Annotated in this window: 17 protein-coding genes; 7 read left to right on the top strand and 10 right to left on the bottom strand. The window is 67.8% G+C overall.

All coding sequences use genetic code 11. The annotated features are described in order from the left end of the window. The first annotated feature begins 162 nt into the window (after positions 1–162). Both P1P70_RS13240 and P1P70_RS13235 read left to right on the top strand, forming a co-directional pair. Complete coding sequence (locus P1P70_RS13240; RefSeq protein ID WP_319237022.1) at positions 163–864, top strand: SDR family oxidoreductase; 702 nt, start codon at positions 163–165, stop codon at positions 862–864. A gap of 26 nt (positions 865–890) precedes the next feature. Next, positions 891–1,769 carry an alpha/beta hydrolase gene (locus P1P70_RS13235; protein WP_319237021.1) on the top strand — a complete coding sequence of 293 codons (879 nt, stop codon included), beginning with the start codon at positions 891–893 and terminating at the stop codon, positions 1,767–1,769. A 292-nt stretch (positions 1,770–2,061) separates the two neighbouring features. Here P1P70_RS13235 and P1P70_RS13230 read toward each other — a convergent pair whose 3' ends face one another. Together P1P70_RS13230 and P1P70_RS13225 are read right to left on the bottom strand one after the other, a co-directional pair. After that, positions 2,062–3,159, bottom strand: a complete 1,098-nt coding sequence (locus P1P70_RS13230; protein ID WP_319237020.1) for an NmrA family NAD(P)-binding protein — start codon at positions 3,157–3,159, stop codon at positions 2,062–2,064. Positions 3,160–3,277: 118 nt separating this feature from the next. Next, positions 3,278–4,057, bottom strand: coding sequence for an inositol monophosphatase family protein (locus tag P1P70_RS13225; RefSeq protein WP_319237019.1), 780 nt, complete (start codon positions 4,055–4,057; stop codon positions 3,278–3,280). 81 nt (positions 4,058–4,138) lie between these two features. On the opposite strand from P1P70_RS13225, the gene P1P70_RS13220 reads away from it, so the two are divergent. After that, positions 4,139–5,038: a LysR family transcriptional regulator gene (locus P1P70_RS13220; RefSeq protein ID WP_319237018.1), complete on the top strand. Its 900-nt coding sequence runs from the start codon at positions 4,139–4,141 to the stop codon at positions 5,036–5,038. Positions 5,039–5,047: 9 nt separating this feature from the next. On the opposite strand, the gene P1P70_RS13215 is transcribed toward P1P70_RS13220, so the two are convergent. From P1P70_RS13215 to P1P70_RS13195, 5 genes are all read right to left on the bottom strand, one after another. Next, a complete protein-coding gene (locus P1P70_RS13215) occupies positions 5,048–5,656 on the bottom strand; it encodes an NAD(P)-binding oxidoreductase (RefSeq protein ID WP_319237017.1) in 609 nt (202 codons plus the stop codon). 186 nt (positions 5,657–5,842) lie between these two features. After that, positions 5,843–6,886: an IS630 family transposase gene (locus P1P70_RS13210; protein ID WP_319237016.1), complete on the bottom strand. Its 1,044-nt coding sequence runs from the start codon at positions 6,884–6,886 to the stop codon at positions 5,843–5,845. Between the two features lie 511 nt (positions 6,887–7,397). Next, complete coding sequence (locus tag P1P70_RS13205) at positions 7,398–7,937, bottom strand: PadR family transcriptional regulator (protein WP_319237015.1); 540 nt, start codon at positions 7,935–7,937, stop codon at positions 7,398–7,400. A 401-nt stretch (positions 7,938–8,338) separates the two neighbouring features. Next, a complete protein-coding gene (locus P1P70_RS13200) occupies positions 8,339–9,019 on the bottom strand; it encodes an adenylate kinase (protein ID WP_319237014.1) in 681 nt (226 codons plus the stop codon). Positions 9,020–10,044: 1,025 nt separating this feature from the next. Continuing rightward, the gene (locus tag P1P70_RS13195; protein ID WP_319237013.1) at positions 10,045–10,770 is read right to left on the bottom strand and encodes an ATP-binding protein; all 726 of its coding nucleotides are present in this window, start codon (positions 10,768–10,770) and stop codon (positions 10,045–10,047) included. 363 nt (positions 10,771–11,133) lie between these two features. Between P1P70_RS13195 and P1P70_RS13190 the strand changes: the two genes are divergently transcribed. Genes P1P70_RS13190 through P1P70_RS13175 form a run of 4 tightly spaced genes read left to right on the top strand, consistent with a single transcriptional unit; the run spans position 11,134 to position 13,090 of the window. Then, positions 11,134–11,541 (top strand): hypothetical protein, encoded by a 408-nt coding sequence (locus P1P70_RS13190; RefSeq protein WP_319237012.1) that lies wholly within the window; start codon positions 11,134–11,136, stop codon positions 11,539–11,541. Further along, a complete protein-coding gene (locus tag P1P70_RS13185) occupies positions 11,513–12,037 on the top strand; it encodes a DUF6879 family protein (RefSeq protein WP_319237011.1) in 525 nt (174 codons plus the stop codon). The genes P1P70_RS13190 and P1P70_RS13185 overlap by 29 nt, the downstream gene beginning before the upstream one ends. A 6-nt stretch (positions 12,038–12,043) precedes the next feature. Beyond that, positions 12,044–12,898 carry a helix-turn-helix transcriptional regulator gene (locus P1P70_RS13180; protein WP_319237010.1) on the top strand — a complete coding sequence of 285 codons (855 nt, stop codon included), beginning with the start codon at positions 12,044–12,046 and terminating at the stop codon, positions 12,896–12,898. A gap of 9 nt (positions 12,899–12,907) precedes the next feature. Next, the gene (locus P1P70_RS13175; protein WP_319237009.1) at positions 12,908–13,090 is read left to right on the top strand and encodes a DUF397 domain-containing protein; all 183 of its coding nucleotides are present in this window, start codon (positions 12,908–12,910) and stop codon (positions 13,088–13,090) included. A 197-nt stretch (positions 13,091–13,287) separates the two neighbouring features. On the opposite strand, the gene P1P70_RS13170 is transcribed toward P1P70_RS13175, so the two are convergent. The 3 genes from P1P70_RS13170 to P1P70_RS13160 form a co-directional block, all read right to left on the bottom strand. Further along, positions 13,288–15,000 (bottom strand): relaxase/mobilization nuclease domain-containing protein, encoded by a 1,713-nt coding sequence (locus P1P70_RS13170; RefSeq protein WP_319237008.1) that lies wholly within the window; start codon positions 14,998–15,000, stop codon positions 13,288–13,290. Between the two features lie 5 nt (positions 15,001–15,005). Next, a complete protein-coding gene (locus P1P70_RS13165; protein ID WP_319237007.1) occupies positions 15,006–15,557 on the bottom strand; it encodes a MobC family plasmid mobilization relaxosome protein in 552 nt (183 codons plus the stop codon). Between the two features lie 323 nt (positions 15,558–15,880). Beyond that, complete coding sequence (locus P1P70_RS13160) at positions 15,881–16,672, bottom strand: DUF2637 domain-containing protein (protein WP_319237006.1); 792 nt, start codon at positions 16,670–16,672, stop codon at positions 15,881–15,883. Between the last annotated feature and the right edge of the window lie 458 nt (positions 16,673–17,130).

The following is a 17,130-nucleotide window of genomic DNA, read 5'->3' as shown; positions in this document are numbered from 1 at the left end:
CACTCACGCCGTCCGCGCCGTCGGCGGCAGGACTCCGGCCACGACCTGCCGAGCCTGACCTGACCGGGCCCGGCCGGTCACCCTGCCGGACTTGCGCGCGAAAACCGATCGGTTTACTGTGATGGAAACCGATCGGTTTTACATTCTCCTGTGGAGGCAGTCATGACCGCTCTGAAGGACGCCAACGTCTTCGTCACCGGCGGCAGCCGCGGCATCGGCAAGGCCCTGGTGGAAGAGCTGTACGCGCGCGGTGCCGCCAAGGTCTACGCCACGGCCCGCGACCCGCGCACCGTGACGCACCCCGACGCCGTCCCGGTAGCACTGGAGGTCACCGACCCGGCCTCCGTCACGGCGGCCGCCGCACAGGCGCAGGACGTCACCGTGCTGATCAACAACGCCGGTGCCGCGGTCGGTGCCTCCTTCCTCGACTCCCCGGTCGACGACGTACGCCGGGAGTTCGAGACCAACTTCTACGGCCCCCTGCTCCTCACCCGCGCCTTCGTGCCGGTCATCGAGCACAACGGCGGTGGCCACATCCTCACCATGCACTCCGTGCTCTCCTGGCTGGCCCTCGGCGGCTCCTACAGCGCCTCGAAGGCAGCCCTGTGGTCGCAGACCAACTCACTGCGTCTGGAGCTGCAGCCGCGCGGCATCGCCGTCACCGGACTGCATGTGGGATACGTGGACACGGACCTGGCGGCGGGCGTCGACGCGCCCAAGTCCGACCCCCGCGACATCGCCGCACTCGCCCTCGACGGCATCGAGACGGGAGCGCACGAAGTGCTCGCCGACGACATCACACGGCAGGTCAAGGCGGGCCTGGCCGGCGACCTGGCCGGTCTGTACGCCCAGTTGGCCAAGTAGAACAGGACAGGACAGGGAGACGCGAGATGCCCAGCCAGGAGTCACGTCCCACGATTCACATCCCGGGGACCACCAGCCACACCATCGCCCCACGCGCAGGACGCCACAGCCGCGAGGGAACACTGCGCTACCTCAAGGCGGGCAGCGGCGCCCCGCTGGTCCTGCTGCACACCGTGCGCACCCAGGCCGAGCACTTCCGCCACCTCATCCCCCTGATCGCGGACCAGTACACCGTGTACGCCCTCGATCTGCCCGGGATGGGCTACTCCGAGATCGTGCCCGGGGCGTCGTACGACGAGCCCGCCATGCGCGCGGGCGTCGAACGGCTCCTCACCGAACTCGACCTCGATGACGTGACGTTGGTCGGGGAGTCCATGGGGGCCGTGCTCGCCCTGACCACCGCGGCCGATCTGCCGGAGCGGGTCCGGCGCGTCGTCGCGGTCAACACCTACGACTTCCGCGACGGAATCGCCCGCTCCAGCCTCCTCGCCCGCGTGGTGGTCAGCGGTGTCCTCACGCCCGGAGTGGGCCCGGTGATCGCCGGAGTGGAGCCAAAGCCCGCCCTCAGCAGGATTCTTCGGGGCGGACTCGGCGACAAGAGGGCACTGCGTGCGGACTACGTGGACGAGCTCCTCCAGGTGGGCGGCCGCCCCGGCTACCCGACCGTCGCCCGGGCGGTGTACCAGAGCCTGCCCAGCCTCATCGCGGCCCGCTCGCGCTACCGCGAGGTCAAGGTCCCCGTCCACCTCGTCTACGGGGAGAAGGACTGGTCCCGGCCCTCGGACCGGGAGGCCAACAGGGAGCTGCTGCCTGCCGCCGAGTTCACGCAGGTGCCGAAGGCGGGCCACTTCATCGCCCTGGAACGGCCGGACGTGGTGGCTGACCTGTTGAACTCGGTGGCGTGACGGAATCCATCCCTCCTGCCCCGTACGGATCCCGCCGACCTGACGAGCGGCGGTCGACCTGACGAGCGGCGGTCAAGAGGAGCTGCCCGCCGGACGCTCCTCCGCGTAGCCCAGCCCGACCTTCCCGGGCTGGGCTACGAGCAGTCCCGGCGCGAACCCGTGCGGGCACGGTCCCGGCCGGGTCACGGGCCGGCACCACCCACCTTCCAGGTCGACGCCGCGCGACACGGGCCCGTGCCTGCCGCCTTCCTTCATCCACGGCATTCCGGACATCTACCACTGACGGGTCCGTTCACAACTTGCCCGTCCTGAAGTCGGCGCTGCTCTTGAGAACCGCAGAGTCCATGTTCCAGTTCTCCGGTTGGACCCTTTCCCAGAGGCTCCCCTTGCCGAGTTCCCTACCCAACTGGTCCTCTCGACGGAACCACTGCTCAGCACTCCTGATCCTGTTGGGGTGAATTTCGTCGAGCAGAGCGTAGTCCCTGGTGATGATCCCGTGCTTCCACACATTCCAGAAGCCCGTGAAATTATCACGGAAGCTCATCGTGCTCTTGTCGCCGGGGTCGGCGTTGTATCCGGCAGGGTCATCGGCGATCCCCTTCAGGTCCGGGCTGTTCCAGTAGGCGTCCAGATCGGTGTCGATGTACTGCGCCGGGTGCCCGGTGACCTTTTCGAATGCTGCGGCCATGTCGGCATAGGTCATGTGCTCGATGGCGACTTCGAGGTCCATGCCATTGGCCCGTTCCGGGTGGTCGAAGAGCCAGCGGACATAGAATCCGCAATCCTCCAGAGCCACATGCGGCACGGCTCCCTCACCGAGCGGGACTCGCCACGTGACGACACCGTCCTCGATGGTGGGTGTCATGGGCGTGAGCGGTGAGATCACCATCTCGATGTAGGGACCCGAGGTGAAGACCGCTGCCCCCATCCGGTCCCTGTTCTTTTCGTTCTGGAACAGCACCCATTCGGCCATGCGGCCTTTTCCGTCATAGTGGCCGGTGCGGAACCTGGAGTCGTAGCCTGATTTCTTGAGGGCGTAGTCGAGGTTTCCGTAGACGAAGAACTTGATTCCTTCTTCGATCGCTATCTCATAACTGCGGATGGCCCAGTAGGTCTCCGTCTTCTCGCCGGTGTTGAACCCGTCGATGTTGACGAACGCCCCGTCGCAGCCGCGAAATCCTTCGCGGAGTACGTCCTCATCGGCGAATGACCCTTCGAGGATGGAGACGTTGCCGAGCGCGAGGAGAGCCTGAGCTCGCGGGGAGGCGGCGTCCCGGGTGAGAACCCTGACGGAGTACTTCTTGTCGGCGACGAGAGCGCGGACAACGGGCATCCCTTGAGCCCCTGTGCCGCCGATGACGAAGATGGTGGAGGTGGCATGAGTAGTCACGGTCATTGACTCCAAAGCAGAAACCGATCGGTTTTCTCTACGGTACACCGATCGGTTTCCAGGCGGCAAGCGCCCAGCCGTCCGGAGCTTCGCCGAGGAGAGCGGCCCGGGACTTGCCTCAGGCGGTGAGGACTTTCAGCGCGGCGGCCTGCACACCCGGCGCGGCGGCGAGGTAGCTCTCGCCGGCCAGTTCCCACGGTTTGCCCTCGAGGTCGGTCACGACGCCCCCGGCCTCCTGGACCAGCAGCACACCCGCCACGTGGGACCGGACGTTGTCGAACTGCCAGTGCAAGTCCATCCGGCCTGCGGCGACCTGGGCGAGCTGGTGGGTCACCGGCACAGAGACCCGCACATAAAGGGCGGAGTTCGTCATCGCCGCGAAGGCAGAACCCATCCGCTCGGCGAGCTCAGGATCGCGCCCCGGCTTGGCCTGGCCGGTCCCGGCCAGCGCGCCGTCCAGCGACGTCTTGCCCGAGACCCGCAGCCGTACGCCGTTCAGGAACGCCCCACCGCCCTCGGTAGCGGTGAACATCTCGTCCGAGACCGGGAAGTAGACCACGGCCAGCACCGGGCGGCCGTCACGGACGAGGCTCACGCCGATGTTCCAGTCGGGCATGCCGTGCACGGCATTGACGTTGCCACCGACCGGGTCGACGAGCCACCACTCGCCCGTGGCCAGTGGCCCCGATCCGTGTTCGTCATCGAGCCAGCCCGCGCTCGGCTGAGCCTCGGTCAACGCGGGGCGCAGCGTTTCGACGACAGCCGCGTCATTGGCCTGGAGACTCGCGAGCAGTTCGGGGAGTCCGGGCAGAGGGGACTCGATGGAGTAGCGAGTCATCATGCGGGCGCCGGCATGGCGGACGGCGGCGACGGTGGCGGCAAGCAGTTCCTGGCTCATGGGGTGCTCCTGATGTCGAACGACTGGTATGCAATGACCGATTCACCGAGGCGAATTGATGCGTTGTTAGGATTTACTTCCATGCAACTGGACTTGAATCTGCTGACCGTGTTGGACGCCCTGCTCGAAGAGGGCAGCGTGATGGGCGCCGCCAAGCGGCTGCACCTGTCCTCACCTGCGGTCAGCCGCACCCTCGGCCGACTTCGCGCCGTCACCGGGGACGACATCCTGGTGCGCACCGGCCACTCGATGACTCCCACCCCGTACGCGTTGTCGGTGCGGGAGGACGTGCACCGGCTGGTCAGGCAGGCACACGAAGTACTGTCGCCGATCCGTGAGTTGGACCTGGCCGAACTGGATCGCGCCTTCACGGTCCAGTGTCACGACGCGGCGGCCGCGTCACTGGTACCGGTGCTGGTCGGGAGAATCCAGCAGCAGGCTCCCGGGGTGCGGCTGCGGGTGCTGGCGGAGAACTCCGTCGACACCGACGACCTGCGCCACGGTCGTGTCGATCTCGAACTCGGTGGCGGCGTGCCGAGTCTGCCCGAGTTCCGGTCCGAGCCCCTCGGCGAAGACCGGCTCGTCGTGGCGATGCGCGCGGATCACCCTTGCGCCGCCGAACTCGACCTGGCGTCCTACGCGGCGCAGTCGCATGTGGTGATCTCACGGCGTGGCCGACTCACCGCTCCGATCGACGACGCGCTGGCCGCCGAAGGCCTGCGGCGCCGGGTGGTCGCGGCGGTGGCGACGGTGTCCACCGCCCTGCAGATCGCCGCCCGCAGCGACGCGCTGGTCACCTGCACGGCGCTCCTCGGCCGCCCGCTCATCGAGGCGTTCGGGCTGCTCACCCGGCCGCTGCCGATCGACTTCCCAGCGGCGACGATCAACTGCAACTGGCACCAGCGCTACGACTCCGATCGCGCCCACGCCTGGCTCCGCGAGCAGGTCCGGGCGTCGATCGAGGAGATCACCGCCTGCTGAGCACTCCGTCTACTCCGTCAACGGCAGGGCCACGGCGCCGGGGAAGCGAGGCGACTCTGCTTCGTCGAGCATCGCGGCGGCGACGGTTTCCCGGCTGACCTTCGCACCGAGGTCGAAGGGAGGCGCGGCCTCCAGGCCGACCGTGCGCCGACGGGGGCTTTCCGGTCCGTCAGCGAGCATCCCGGCATGGAAGACGGTGCCCCCGGCCGCGAGAACCGTGTTGTCGGCTTCGACCTTGTCCGCGAGCCGGTCCCCCAGCACCTTGGCGAGCACCCCCGCCCCCTCCCCGGCCACTTCGGTCGACCTGCCCGTGCCGTAGGCACCGAGCCAGATGACGCGCCGCGGGCCGGCGGCGACGACGGCCCGGGCGCCCGTCAGCAGAATCCCGGCCCGGTGCGTGCCGAGGGCGGAAAGGACCACGGAATCCTTGCCCACGACGGCGGCGATGCCGACCGCGTCGTTCACGTCGCCCGCCACTGTGCGCAGGTTCGGGGAGTCAGGAAGATCGATCCGATCGGGATGACGCGCGATGGCGGTCACGGTGTGACCACGTCGCAGTGCCTGCCGGGTGAGGGCGATGCCGGTCCGGCCGGAAGCCGCGAGAACAGTGAGGTTCATGCCGAGAACGCTAGGGAGCCCCGGACTTAACATCAAGTGCAAGTAACTGACTTGATAAATTACCCAGACGCAATACGACGGGCCACCCGCCCGCACGCCAAATGCATGTAAGTAAATCCCGCGTTGACGAGATTGCATTTGTAACAGGCGGCGCCCGGCTCCTATTGATCCGAAACTCAAAGGGTTCTATTCGAGGATGTAGCGGACGTGCGGGCCGCCGAAGTAGCCCCGGACGATGTGTGGCTGGCGTTGGCGTCGGTGGAAGAACCGTCGGGCTTCGGCAGCGAGTTGGGCCTGGTCGCGGGCCCGGCTGTGCATCGGCAGGCTCCGTTTGAGGTCGGCGTTGACCAGCTCGTCGGGGTTCAGCTCCGGCGAGTACGAGGGCAGGAAGTGCAGCTCGATGCGGTCCGGGTGGTCGGCGAGCCAGGTGCGGACCTTGCGGGAGCGGTGGGCGGAGTGGCCGTCCACGACGAGGTGGACCTTGTGGTCGAAGTGGCTTGCCAGCCGGTCGAGGAAGCGGCACATGACGTCGGCGTCGAAGGTCTCGGTGAACACCATGAAGTGCATGCGGCCCTTGGTGCTGATCGCGGACATCGCGTTCACCGAGAACCGGTTGCCTGTGCGGCGCACGACGGGGGTGCACCCCTTGGCGCCCCAGGTGCGGCCGGTGACCTGGTCGGAGCGGATGCCGACCTGGTCGGCGAAGAGGACCTCGCCGCCCTCGGCCTTCGCCTTCGCCCGGATCGCCGGCCACGTCTCCTCCCGCCAGACGCGTACCGCCTCCGGGTTCTGCTCGACGGCCCGCTTGTCCGGGCGCTGGAACGACAGCCCCCACCGGTGCAGGTACTTGCCCACGCCCTGCTCGGTCAGCCGCACCCGGTACAGCTTCGCGATCAGGTCCCCCACACCGGCACGCGTCCACAGCTGCCCGGCCAGCCCCAGGTCACAGGGCCGGTGGTCCAGCACGGCCTGTCGGACCGCCTGCTGCTCGACCGCGTCGAGAACCTGATGTTCACCGACCCGGCGCCCACGCGGCTGGGCCACGAGCGCCTCACGTCCGCCGGCCAGCCACTTCGCCCACCAGTTGTCCACGGCCTTGAGCGAGACCTGGAACACCGCCGCGACATCCTCGCGAGTCCGGCCCGCCACCAACGCGGCCACCGCCCGCAGCCGAAGTGCCTCCTGCGCCGACGGCGACAACTGCCGTGCGTCCCCCACCAGTTCACTCACGCAGGGATCAACGACCCAGAACACCTACCGTTTCGGATCAATAGGATTGCCAATTCTGGCCCGATAGGGCCACCTTGTGACTGTCGGGGTGCATTGCATCCGACGGAATTTGCACCATCAGCGCCTTCTGATCATTGTGAACGCCGACGGCTCATTGCATCGAATCCCCCGATTCTGCGCGCTCACATACAGACACGACGAACGTTTGTCCGATTGAGCTCTGACATCGTCACCCTGTCAGGGAACTCTTCGGCCGGGCAAGCGCTTTCCGTCGACATGTCCGGAACCTAATGCTCTGTTTCCCTGACAGTGGGCACTCACCGCAGCCCGGAATGACTTCTGAGTGGCGATTTGCCGCCTGTGGCAGAGGAGGAACAATCATCGTTCCGTGACGCCGGTTACGGTCGAGGAAGGCGCGGTTCACTTCATCATGGCTTGACTCGGCCGACGGGTGACTTGCCCGTCGCCCCATCCGCAACGATGCCCTCGTCTCTCCAGCCTCCTCGGTCCTTCAGGAACCTCGCATCTCGTTCTCAAGGCCGCTCAGGTGTCCGGCGGCCGCATCCATCCAGCACAGGTCGGCATCAAGGTGAGCCACGGCGTAGTCCATGGACAGAACGTCAGCCAGGGAAATGCCCACAGCGATCCTCGCGGCGTTCAGCTCTGCTATCCGGGCTCGGTGGGCGGCGCGCTGGGCATCGAGGTAGTCGGCCGCAGAGCCCGAGGGGCCTGCGAGGACCGCGACTACGACCTTGGCGAAGATCTCATGTGTCACGAAGGGCACGGCAGGCACAACTTCGGAAAGCCAGCCCCTCAGGCGAATGCTGCCTTCGGCGGTTATCCGGTAGCAGAGGCGTTCCCGGGCCCCAGCTGCCTCAGCGCTCACCGCCTCGGCTAACCCGTCGCGGAGTAGGCGCTGCAGTGTCGTGTACACCTGGCCGTACGCCAGCGGGCGTGCCTTTGGGAAGCGCGCATCGTGGCGCTTCTTGAGGTCGTAGCCATGGCCGGGACGGGAGGCGAGAAGCCCGAGCAGGACATGTGGGGTGCTCATGGAGGCGAACACTAGGTGTCGAAGACCGTGGGCATAAGCACGCGTCAGCCGCAGGCATCCGCATCGCCTGCGCCCTGCAAACTCGGCGAACAGTGGGTGCTCGCTGGCCTGGAGCGAGGAGACCGCGAGCAGCGACTCCGCACAGCCGTGAGCGCTCGCGGAGTGGTCCCACCGGGTGAGAGCCGTTGTCTGCAGCGTCTGCAGCGAATGGCGCTCCCAACGAGGGCCGCAACCGGCCACTGGCCAGACACAAGGATCAGTTCGAGTCTCTGCGCCCACTGCCCCTGTTCAGATCTCGGCGATGCACGGGTTCCGGCGCGGCGTCTGGGGCGGGCGAAGCTCGCAGTCGTCGTCGGCGGCGGCCGTCAGGAACGGCCGCCCCGCATCCTCCCAGCGGAGAATCAACGGCTCGACGCGCCGGATGCATCGACCTGGTCCTGGCTGATCGCGATCAGCGCGCGTTCCAGGACCTCCTGGGCCTGGCCGAGGGCGGAGACCGTGGTCACCAGGCCCTGAGCTCGGTAGTGGTCGGCAACCGGAGCGGTCTCGCTGCGATAGACCTCCAGTCGCTTCGAGACGGTTGTTTCGCGGTCGTCATCGCGCTGATAAAGCTCACCGCCGCAGACGTCGCACACTCCTGTCACTTCAGGTGGGCTGTAGTCGACGTGGAAGATGTGTCCGCGGTCCTGACGGCACAGCCGTCGTCCAGCGATCCGCCTGACCACCTCGGCCTCGGGAATCTCCAGGTCGAGCACGGCATCCAGCCTCGACTCAGCGTCGGCCAGGATGCCGTCCAGCGCCTGTGCCTGGGCGACATTGCGGGGGAAGCCGTCCAGCAGGAATCCGCGCTCGGTGTCCGGGCGGGCAAGGCGCTCTTTGATCACCCCGATCGTCACCTCGTCCGGTACCAGAAGGCCGGCGCGCATGTGTGTGTGGGCATTCTGCCCGAGCTCGGTGCCCTGGTCGATGTGCTCGCGGAACAGCTCACCGGTGGAGATGTGCTGGATCGACAGATGTGTGGCAAGGCGCACTGCCTGCGTGCCCTTGCCGGCTCCGGGCGGCCCGATCAGGAGGATGCGCATCGATGAGGTGTCCCTTCGTCATGCGTGGCCAGGGTCAATCCCAGAATTCGAAGTAGCTGAGCGTCGTGACTGGGTAACGCCCTTTGTGCATCCCAGCAGATGATAGGCACCATGAGGTCTTTTCGCCTGGGTGCCTGGCTGCTCGACAGCGAGGGTCGGCATGGCGCGGTCCGCCTCCTCCTCGGTGACCAGTATGACCAAGGACAGGTCGGCGGGGCCGAGCGGCGGGCCTTCGAGGAAGCGGCGAAAGGCCAAACGGCTGCGGAGCGGGTTGGTGGCTCCATGGGTTCGGGCGGGTGGCGCGGTGACGCTCATCAGTCCCTCACTTCTCGTCGGGTGGCGCGATGGGCCCGTTGGCAGGCACGGGGAGATATGCGGATTGGTGCCTGCCGACGGGGGTCTGTGTGGGCGCGCGGCTCTACGTCTGCCCCAGGTGCTTGAGGTCCGCGAGCTGGGCTGCGGCGTCCTCCGCAGCGTCCCTGCCGACTTGACGGGCGGCTGGGGGAGCCCTTCGTCCTTGGCGACGCCGATCCCGGCGCCTACTGCGCCGATGAGGTCGAACAGCTCGTCGTCGTCCAGTTCCTGTGGTTCCTGTTCCTCGGTCGCCAAGGCGCCTTTCTTCTCGTGGTCGGGGGCAGTCCCGTCCTTGCCGCGACCTGTCCTTCTGAGGTCTTGGGGGGAGCCTCCAGTTCGAACGGCAGGGACGGGGGGCGAGGGCCCGCCCATGGCGTGGCTGCCCAGCTACGCGACATGAGCGGGCGGTCTGTCGAGTGGCGCGCTGGTGGGCCACTGGGTGATGGGGCGAGGCGGTGCGGATGGCCGGGGGCGCTGTCGGCGGACGGCTCGCTCACTCATCGTGTAGTGGAGCTGTTCGAGCCTGAAGACGCACCACTGGCAGGCTTGGAGGGCAAGGGTCCCGCCTGCCACGGTGATATCGCCGATCTCCGTCACGGGAAGTCCGGTCCGCTCGCACCTGAAGCAGTTCCCGCCTTGCCAGTCGAACCGGCTCCACAGCTCTGCGGGCTTCAGTCCCATTCCGGCCCCTCCTCCGCGCGGTGAGGCAGAGGGGTTCCGCCGACAAGGGGCACGAAGCGCACCGGACGGGCGTGCCAGACGAATTTGTACGGGCCGACCGAGAGGGGGAGCGTGAACTCCCCGCCGTTCTTCAGGGCTTCGGCGGGCTCACGCCATCCGTCGGACAGCCAGTCCCAGACATAGCCGACCACCGACGCGTCGATGGCCGATGCGATGACCCGCATCTGGATGCGAGCCCATCGGATCGCGCGGTCCGGCGTGGGCATGGCCGCGAGCGCGAGCTGCCTGCCGTCCTCCTGGCGCCACTCGCACCAGAACCCCGACGTGGGCACCACCGGTTCCGGTACGGCGATGGTGCACCACGTGAGTGTGCCGTCCACACTGGTCCCCCAGTCCTCGGCGAGGGCTTCGACGATCAGCATGCCGCGACCGCTCTCCTCGTCGGCGGCCGGTCTCTTCACCTGAGGCCGGCCCGGAGTTCCATCAGCCACCTCGATGCGGACCTCGCCCCGCCAGTACGAGACGGAGAAGCTCACGTCCTCCTTCTCGCCGTACCGGACGGCGTTGGTGACCAGCTCGCTGATGAGCAGGTTGGCTGTGTCGATGCCGGAGCCGATCCCCCACAGCCGGAGGTGAGCGGCACCGATCCGGCGCAGCTGCCGTACTCGCTGCGGTGCGCGGGTGCAGGAGACGACGAAGCGAACTGGCTGGTCCATGCCTCTCTCCGGACCGTGTACCTGCGGAACCCTTCCCTGCGGCGGAACAGCACTGGCTATGCCGCCGGAAGCGCTCCGTAATCTGCCGCGCGTCGCCTCGGGAGTGGTTGCACTCTGCAAGGCAAGAGCCATCGCTGTCCTCCGCACGTCACGGGCAGGAAGGTTGCTCTCGGCGCCGCACCTCAGGCGGGTCCGCCGGCTTCCCTTGGTTGCTCGGGTTTGGAGATGACCGTAGGGCGGCTGTCTCTCAACCCCCAAGAAGATTGCGCGAGTTTGCAGCAAGTCGATTGACTGGGTAGAGCACCTCGCGGACCATCGTCGTGTCGCGCAAACCAGCGCAAGGTAGCGGACGGGAGAGCAGCCGTGAAGCTACGGTTCCTTGGTAAGAACTCCACCCCCGGAGACAGCCCCACCCTGTACGCCAGTGACCAGGACAGCTACGTCATCCAAGGCTGGAAGGTGTTCGCGAACGACTTGCTCATGCGGCTCGACGTGCCGAAGGGCCAGGCGGTGATCGAGGTGCCGACCGAGCTGTTCGAGCACCTCACGAAGGATGGGCACGAGACCGGCGAGATCAAGAGCTTCACCGCCCCGATCATGCTCGTCACGGAACAGGACACGTGCATCCTGCAGGGGCCGGAAATGCACGATCCCGAGGCTCTGCGCCAGATGCGGATGCCCGACTATGAGACCTGCATCGAGGTCCCCAAGTCCTCGATCACGGCCCTACTGGAGGAGAACAGTGGACCTGATCACCTCGGCCCAGCGTGACGAGCTGTTCAACAGCTTCGAACGCGATGCCTTCCACCTGGAGCTGAGGGACGACTACGGGTCTCCCATCGAGGACACGCCCTACGCACGGTGGCAGAGGGGCGAGCCCGACGACTACGCGTGGCTCGACCCCTGGATGATGCTCATGAAGCGCGTCACAGGCGAAGGGAAGGCCGTCAGGCGCGTCCGGGTCATCACGGAGCCGCACTCCCAATACGTGGGCTGGGAGCACTCGTTGACCCACCTCAACCAGGAGGCCGGCGAGGACATCCGCTGGCTTCCGCGGCACCAGTTGCCGGAAGGCATCGACTTCCCCGTCGGCGGCAACGACTGGTGGCTGTACGACGACCGTCTCCTCGCTGTCGGCCACTTCGACCCCGAGGGCCGAGTGCTGGGGTCGGAAATCATCGAGGACCCGGACACCGTGGCCGAGTGCGTCCGCGTGCGTGACCTGCTCTGGACCGCCGCCATCCCACACGCCGAGTACAAGCCCTGACCATCAGTGAACAACCAAGCTCAAGAAGCACGAGAGGCACTGGGTGCCCGGCTGCGCGGATTCCGGAAGGACGCCGGATTCGCGAGCGGCCGGGCATTCGCCGTGGCCACGGGCTGGGCCGAGTCCAAGGTCTCCCGGCTGGAGAACGGCAAGCAGAACCCCAGAGAAGACGACATCCGGGTCTGGTGCATCAAGACCAACAGGCAAGAGCTAGTTGATGACTTGATAGCCACGGTGCGCCACATCGACGAGCTGTGGCTTGAGTGGCGCCGACAGCTGCAGACGGGGGCGGAACGACGGCAGCGCAAGGCCCTGCCGGTCTACGCCAAGACCAAGGTCTTCCGCATCTGGCACCCGACGCTGGTGTGGGGAACGATCCAGACGGCGGACTACGCGGCCGAGACTTTCAGGCAGGTCGTCGACTACTACGAGATCCCCGACGACGCGGAAGCCGCCACCGCCAAGCGACTCGAACGGCAGCAGTACCTGTATCGGGGCAACCGGATCTTCAACGTGGTGCTCGGTGAGCAGGCCCTCTACACCAACTTCGGCGGCCCGGAGGTGATGAAGGGGCAGCTCGACCGCCTGCTTGCGGTCATGCGGCTCCCCCGGCTGAGCCTGGGCATCATCCCCCGCTCCGCACCCCTGGGCATCTGGCCCGGCAACTCCTTCTCGATGTTCGACGACGGGCTCGTCCTCGTCGAGACCTACTCGGCGGAGTTCTCCGTCACCCAGCCCCGCGAAAACGAGCTGTACACCAAGGCGTTCGCCCTCTTGCAACAGTCAGCGGTCTACGGAACAGCAGTCCGAGAGCTCATCCTCACAGCGATCCACCACTTCGATCAGATGCCGAGCGACTAGGAGAGCAACATGCAGCCCGCGGCCCCGAACTGGCGTACCAGCTCCTACACAGGGACCGAGAACTGCGTTGAAGTGGCCGACAACGACCCTCAGCACGTGATGGTTCGGGATACGAAGGCCCGCAACCGGGGAATCCTGGCCGTCCAGCGAACCGCCTGGACGGCATTCGTGAAGTACGCCAAGTACCGATAGCGCTGGAGGTGTTCGGCTGGCCCTCTGAGGCGAGCAGCCGCGTAAGCCTTCCACCCGCCCGGCATGCCCGCAGCCGTTTGGCGCGAAGCCGAAGCTGTGTAGCGGGGAAAAACCGTAGGACCTGATGGCCTCGCCGCGAACAGGCGAGGCCATCAGTCTGGTTCGGCCATGCCGGATGGGCACACTGCGCTGGGTGCCTACCGGCGCTGTCGGCGCTGCTGTTCGGCAGGTGTCGACGCCGTTGCAGGCTGGGCGTTGCCCCTCCGCTGAGTGGGGATCGAGCCTGCCATGGTCGACTGCAGGCGGGCGGCTTCGGCGAGGCGGTTGCGCGCTGGGTTCCTGCCGGTGTGCTGGATGCGGGTGATGAGCACACGGGCGGGCTGGCGGGCGGTGGTCAGCTCGCGGTGGGCAGCGGCTTCCGTGAGGAGTTGGTGGGGTTGGTGGCCGCGGGCTTCGGCGTCGGCGAGGACGGTGGCGAGCGCGGGCCAGGCCGGGTCGGTGAGGATTCGCTCGGCGTGGTCGGGGACGGCCGCTCGTACGTCACTGGCCAGAACGCGGCGGGCTTGATCCCTGGGTGGCCGGGCTGTGAGGTCGGCGAGCGTCGGAGCGAGTGCGCGGTCGGCGGCCGTCTGAAGGTGCAGGGTGGCTTGGTGGGCGGCGTCGGCCTGGTGGGCGTGGTTCTTCGCTTCGTGCCAGCGTCCGGCGACGATGGTGGCCCAGACGAGGGCTGCGACCAGGGCGGCCAAGGCGCTGCCGTCGGGGCCGGTGGCGGTGTGCACGATGTCGCGTGCCGCGCTGCGCAGGGCGTGGGCGACACGGTCTTCCGCCTGGACCTGCGACCGCTGGGCCCTGGCGAACGCCTTCGAGGCGGCCCGGAGTTCAGCGCGCAGATGGGCGGGAGCCTTCTGGGCGGTGGCTTCCAGGAGTTCGCCGAGGGCGGTGACGTGGGCCTGGGCGTGGGTGTCGTCGGCGAGGTCGGTGTGGAGGGTGTCGAGGGCGTCGGTGGCTTGGTGCCAGGGGGTGCTGGGGTGGGTGCGGCGTGCGGTGGGGTGTTCTTCAGGCTGGCTGGATTCGAGGCGGGCGGTGATTTTAGGCAGGGAGAGGTCGGGGGAGATCTTGCTTCCGGGGTGGTAGATCTGCTCACCGGCCTCGTTAAGGTCGCCGGGGCGGCCAGCGGCGTATCCCAGGAGGTCCCCTGACGGGCCGCGCCGGACCTGGACCTCGACGCCGCTGGCTTCGAGGTAGGCGATGAATTCCTCGGCGTTGGTCGCGTGCGGGATGGCGGCGCGGATTCGGTCCTGGAGCCACTCAGGGCTGGGCTGTTCCCAGCCGAGGCGGTCTGCCTTGTGCATCTCGGCCTGGGTGGGGCGGCAGGCGCCGGTGCGATCACCCTTCTTCAGGCGGCGCAGCCCGTAGTCCTTCTCGATCTCGCGGCAGGCGTCGCCGACGCGGATACCGCTGTCGTGGAGCTTGGGGCGGCGGCCGTCTTCGCGGACGGTGGTGGCGAGGATGTGGATGTGGTCGTCGGCGTGGCGTACGGCGATCCAGCGACAGGCCAGGTCGTCACCGGGCGGGGCGATGCCGGCGGCCTGGACGATGCGCTGGGCGATCTCGGCCCACTCGGTGTCGGAGAGGTAGCGGTCCTCGGGGGCGGCGCGGACGGGGCAGTGCCAGACGTGGTCGGTGACCGGCTTGCCGAACTCGCTGTTGCGCAAGGAGACCGGCTCGTCGAGGTAGCGGCCGAGTTGGGTGAGGGTGGCGTTCTCGTCGCGGCCGGGGTCAGGCAGGCCGAGCATCGCGAAGCCAGCCACGATGTGCGGGTCGAAGTGTTCGTCGTGGGTTCCGCGGCCGTAGAGGTAGGCGAGCAGGCCACGGGTGTTGGTCCCGGCGGGTTTGATGGCGGCGATCACGCTGTTCAGACCTCCTCTGGGTCGGTGGGCGGACGGAGGGCCTCGGCGATCAGCTCCAGCAGGTGGTGGAGTTCGGTAAGACGCTGGCGGATGTCGGGTGGGGTGTGGTCGCTGTTGAGGGCGCGGGCGACCTGGTTGACGTTGACGCCGATCCGGTTGAGCTGGCGCAGGACCTGGGCGCGGAAGATGTGGGTGCGGCGGCGGTCCTCCGACAGGGGCAGGTTGGCGGTGAACCGGCCGGTGAGGAAGGCGAGGACGATGTCGGCGGCGAAGCCGGAGTCGCCCTTGTAGCCGTGCTCGGCAGCAGCCTTCTGGAGACGGGCTCGCTGGTCGCCGGTGAAACGCAGCGGGCCGACGCGGTCGTTGCGCTTGGTGCCGGTGAAGCGGCGGATCGTGGGCTGCACGCTCTGCACAGCAGGCTCGCCAACGGCGATGGCTGCGCTGCCTGCTGGGCGCAGGACGGCTCGCTGGACGGAGTGAAGCGTGTCCGGGTCGGGGCCGCCCTCGGCTTCGACCCCCTGGTCCGGCGCCCCCTGGCGCTGGGCCGTCTCCGCCACCCCGGGGCGGAGACCCCCGAAGTCCGGCCTTGAGTCGGACTCGGGGTACTACTGGCTCCGCCAGGGGCAGCCCGTCCGAACGCCTGCCGCAAACGCCCCATCAAAGTAGGGGACTTCGCCAGCGGCAGCGGCTCGTCGGGAGTGTGGTCGGAGCGGTGCGGGTCGTGCGTCACGGGCGGTTCTCCGAAAGGGGCGGGAAAGACTGGCGGAGTGCTGGTGGCCAGCTCGCCATCCACAGGTGTGGATAAGCGGGCGGCGAGTGTGGCGTACTGGGCTGGCCGGGGTGACCGGAAGGGGTTCCGGTCACCCCGTAGGGATTCCGGTCAGCTGCTGTCCGGACCGGTCCCGGCAGCGGCTTCGATTTCGGGCCGGAGGATCTTCATCACCTCGGTCTGCCGCTCACTTCCGATCGTCAAGTCCCTGTCCTTGATGGCCTTCCGGAGCAGGTCCCGGCTGAGCGTGCCGTGCTCAGCAAGGGCGGTCCGGCCGATCTCCACGAGCTCCTCGACCGAGGCTTTCGGCGGACGGCCGCCGCGCGGCCTGCTCTCCGCAACCTCGCGAGGAGGTTCCGGCGGCTGGACGGATGCGGCAGCCGGACCCTCAGTGGGTTGGACGGGTTCGGCGGGCTTCGCGGACGCGGTGACGCGTAGTTCCGCGGCCTGGACGGAAACGGTGTCCGGATGGACTGCGGGTTGGTCGACGAGTTGGTGGATCTGCCGCATCAGGACGCCGAAGGCCAGCAGCGCGGCGGTCGGGGGAACCGCGGCGACCACGTAGTCGAGCCGTGGCACGGTGCCAGCACTGCCTGTGCCGTTGACCCCAGCTACGTTGAGCGCGATGGAACCGACCGATCCGGTGGCGGTGAGGACGATGGCCCACCAGTCGGTCACCTGGCGCAGGCCCGCGCGGAGCATGAGCAGCTCGCCCGCGACGATGAAGGCGTCCAGGGTGGCGGGCCAGGCCCACTGGCGGATCGGGGAGCTACGGAGCCCGTGCTGTCCGGCGACCTCGGCGAGGTGGGCGTACGAGAGCCAGAACCCGCCGGCGGTGAGGGCCACGATGACGACGCCTGCTGCGATGAGCGCATACCGCTCGGCATCCTCCTTGGTCATCATCGGTTGTCCTTCATCGGGCCGGTGGTCCCGGTGGGTGGCTGTGGAGAGGTGGGTCAAGCGGGGTGATCCTGGGGTCGGGCGGGGTGATCCGTCTTTGCCGTCTTGGCCGTTGCAGGCGCAGGTCAGGGCTGGTACGGCAGGGCCTCGATCTGCCGTACCGGAGGTGTTGACGGTGTCTTCCGACGTGTGGCGACTCGGCGTGCCCTTGCCGGTCGGGACGGCGCAGTTGCCTCGTGCCGTCCCGACCGTCAGGGTCTTGACCTGCGTTGATACGGCGGGGACGCGCGGGACGGCACAAGACGGATCCGGGCAGCGTCCTGGCGGTGGCAGCGCGGTCATCATGATCGCGTTTCCGTCTTGGCCCCGGTTTCCGTCCCGGCCGCATGCCGTGTGACCTGCGAGATCACGGCAGGGACGGCAGGGACGGCTACCGGGGGATGCGGGGCTCAGCCCGAGGC

This window comes from Streptomyces sp. MB09-02B (genome assembly GCF_033794485.1).
Taxonomy (GTDB): Bacteria; Actinomycetota; Actinomycetes; order Streptomycetales; family Streptomycetaceae; genus Streptomyces.
This window is presented reverse-complemented; position numbering and strand designations above follow the sequence as displayed.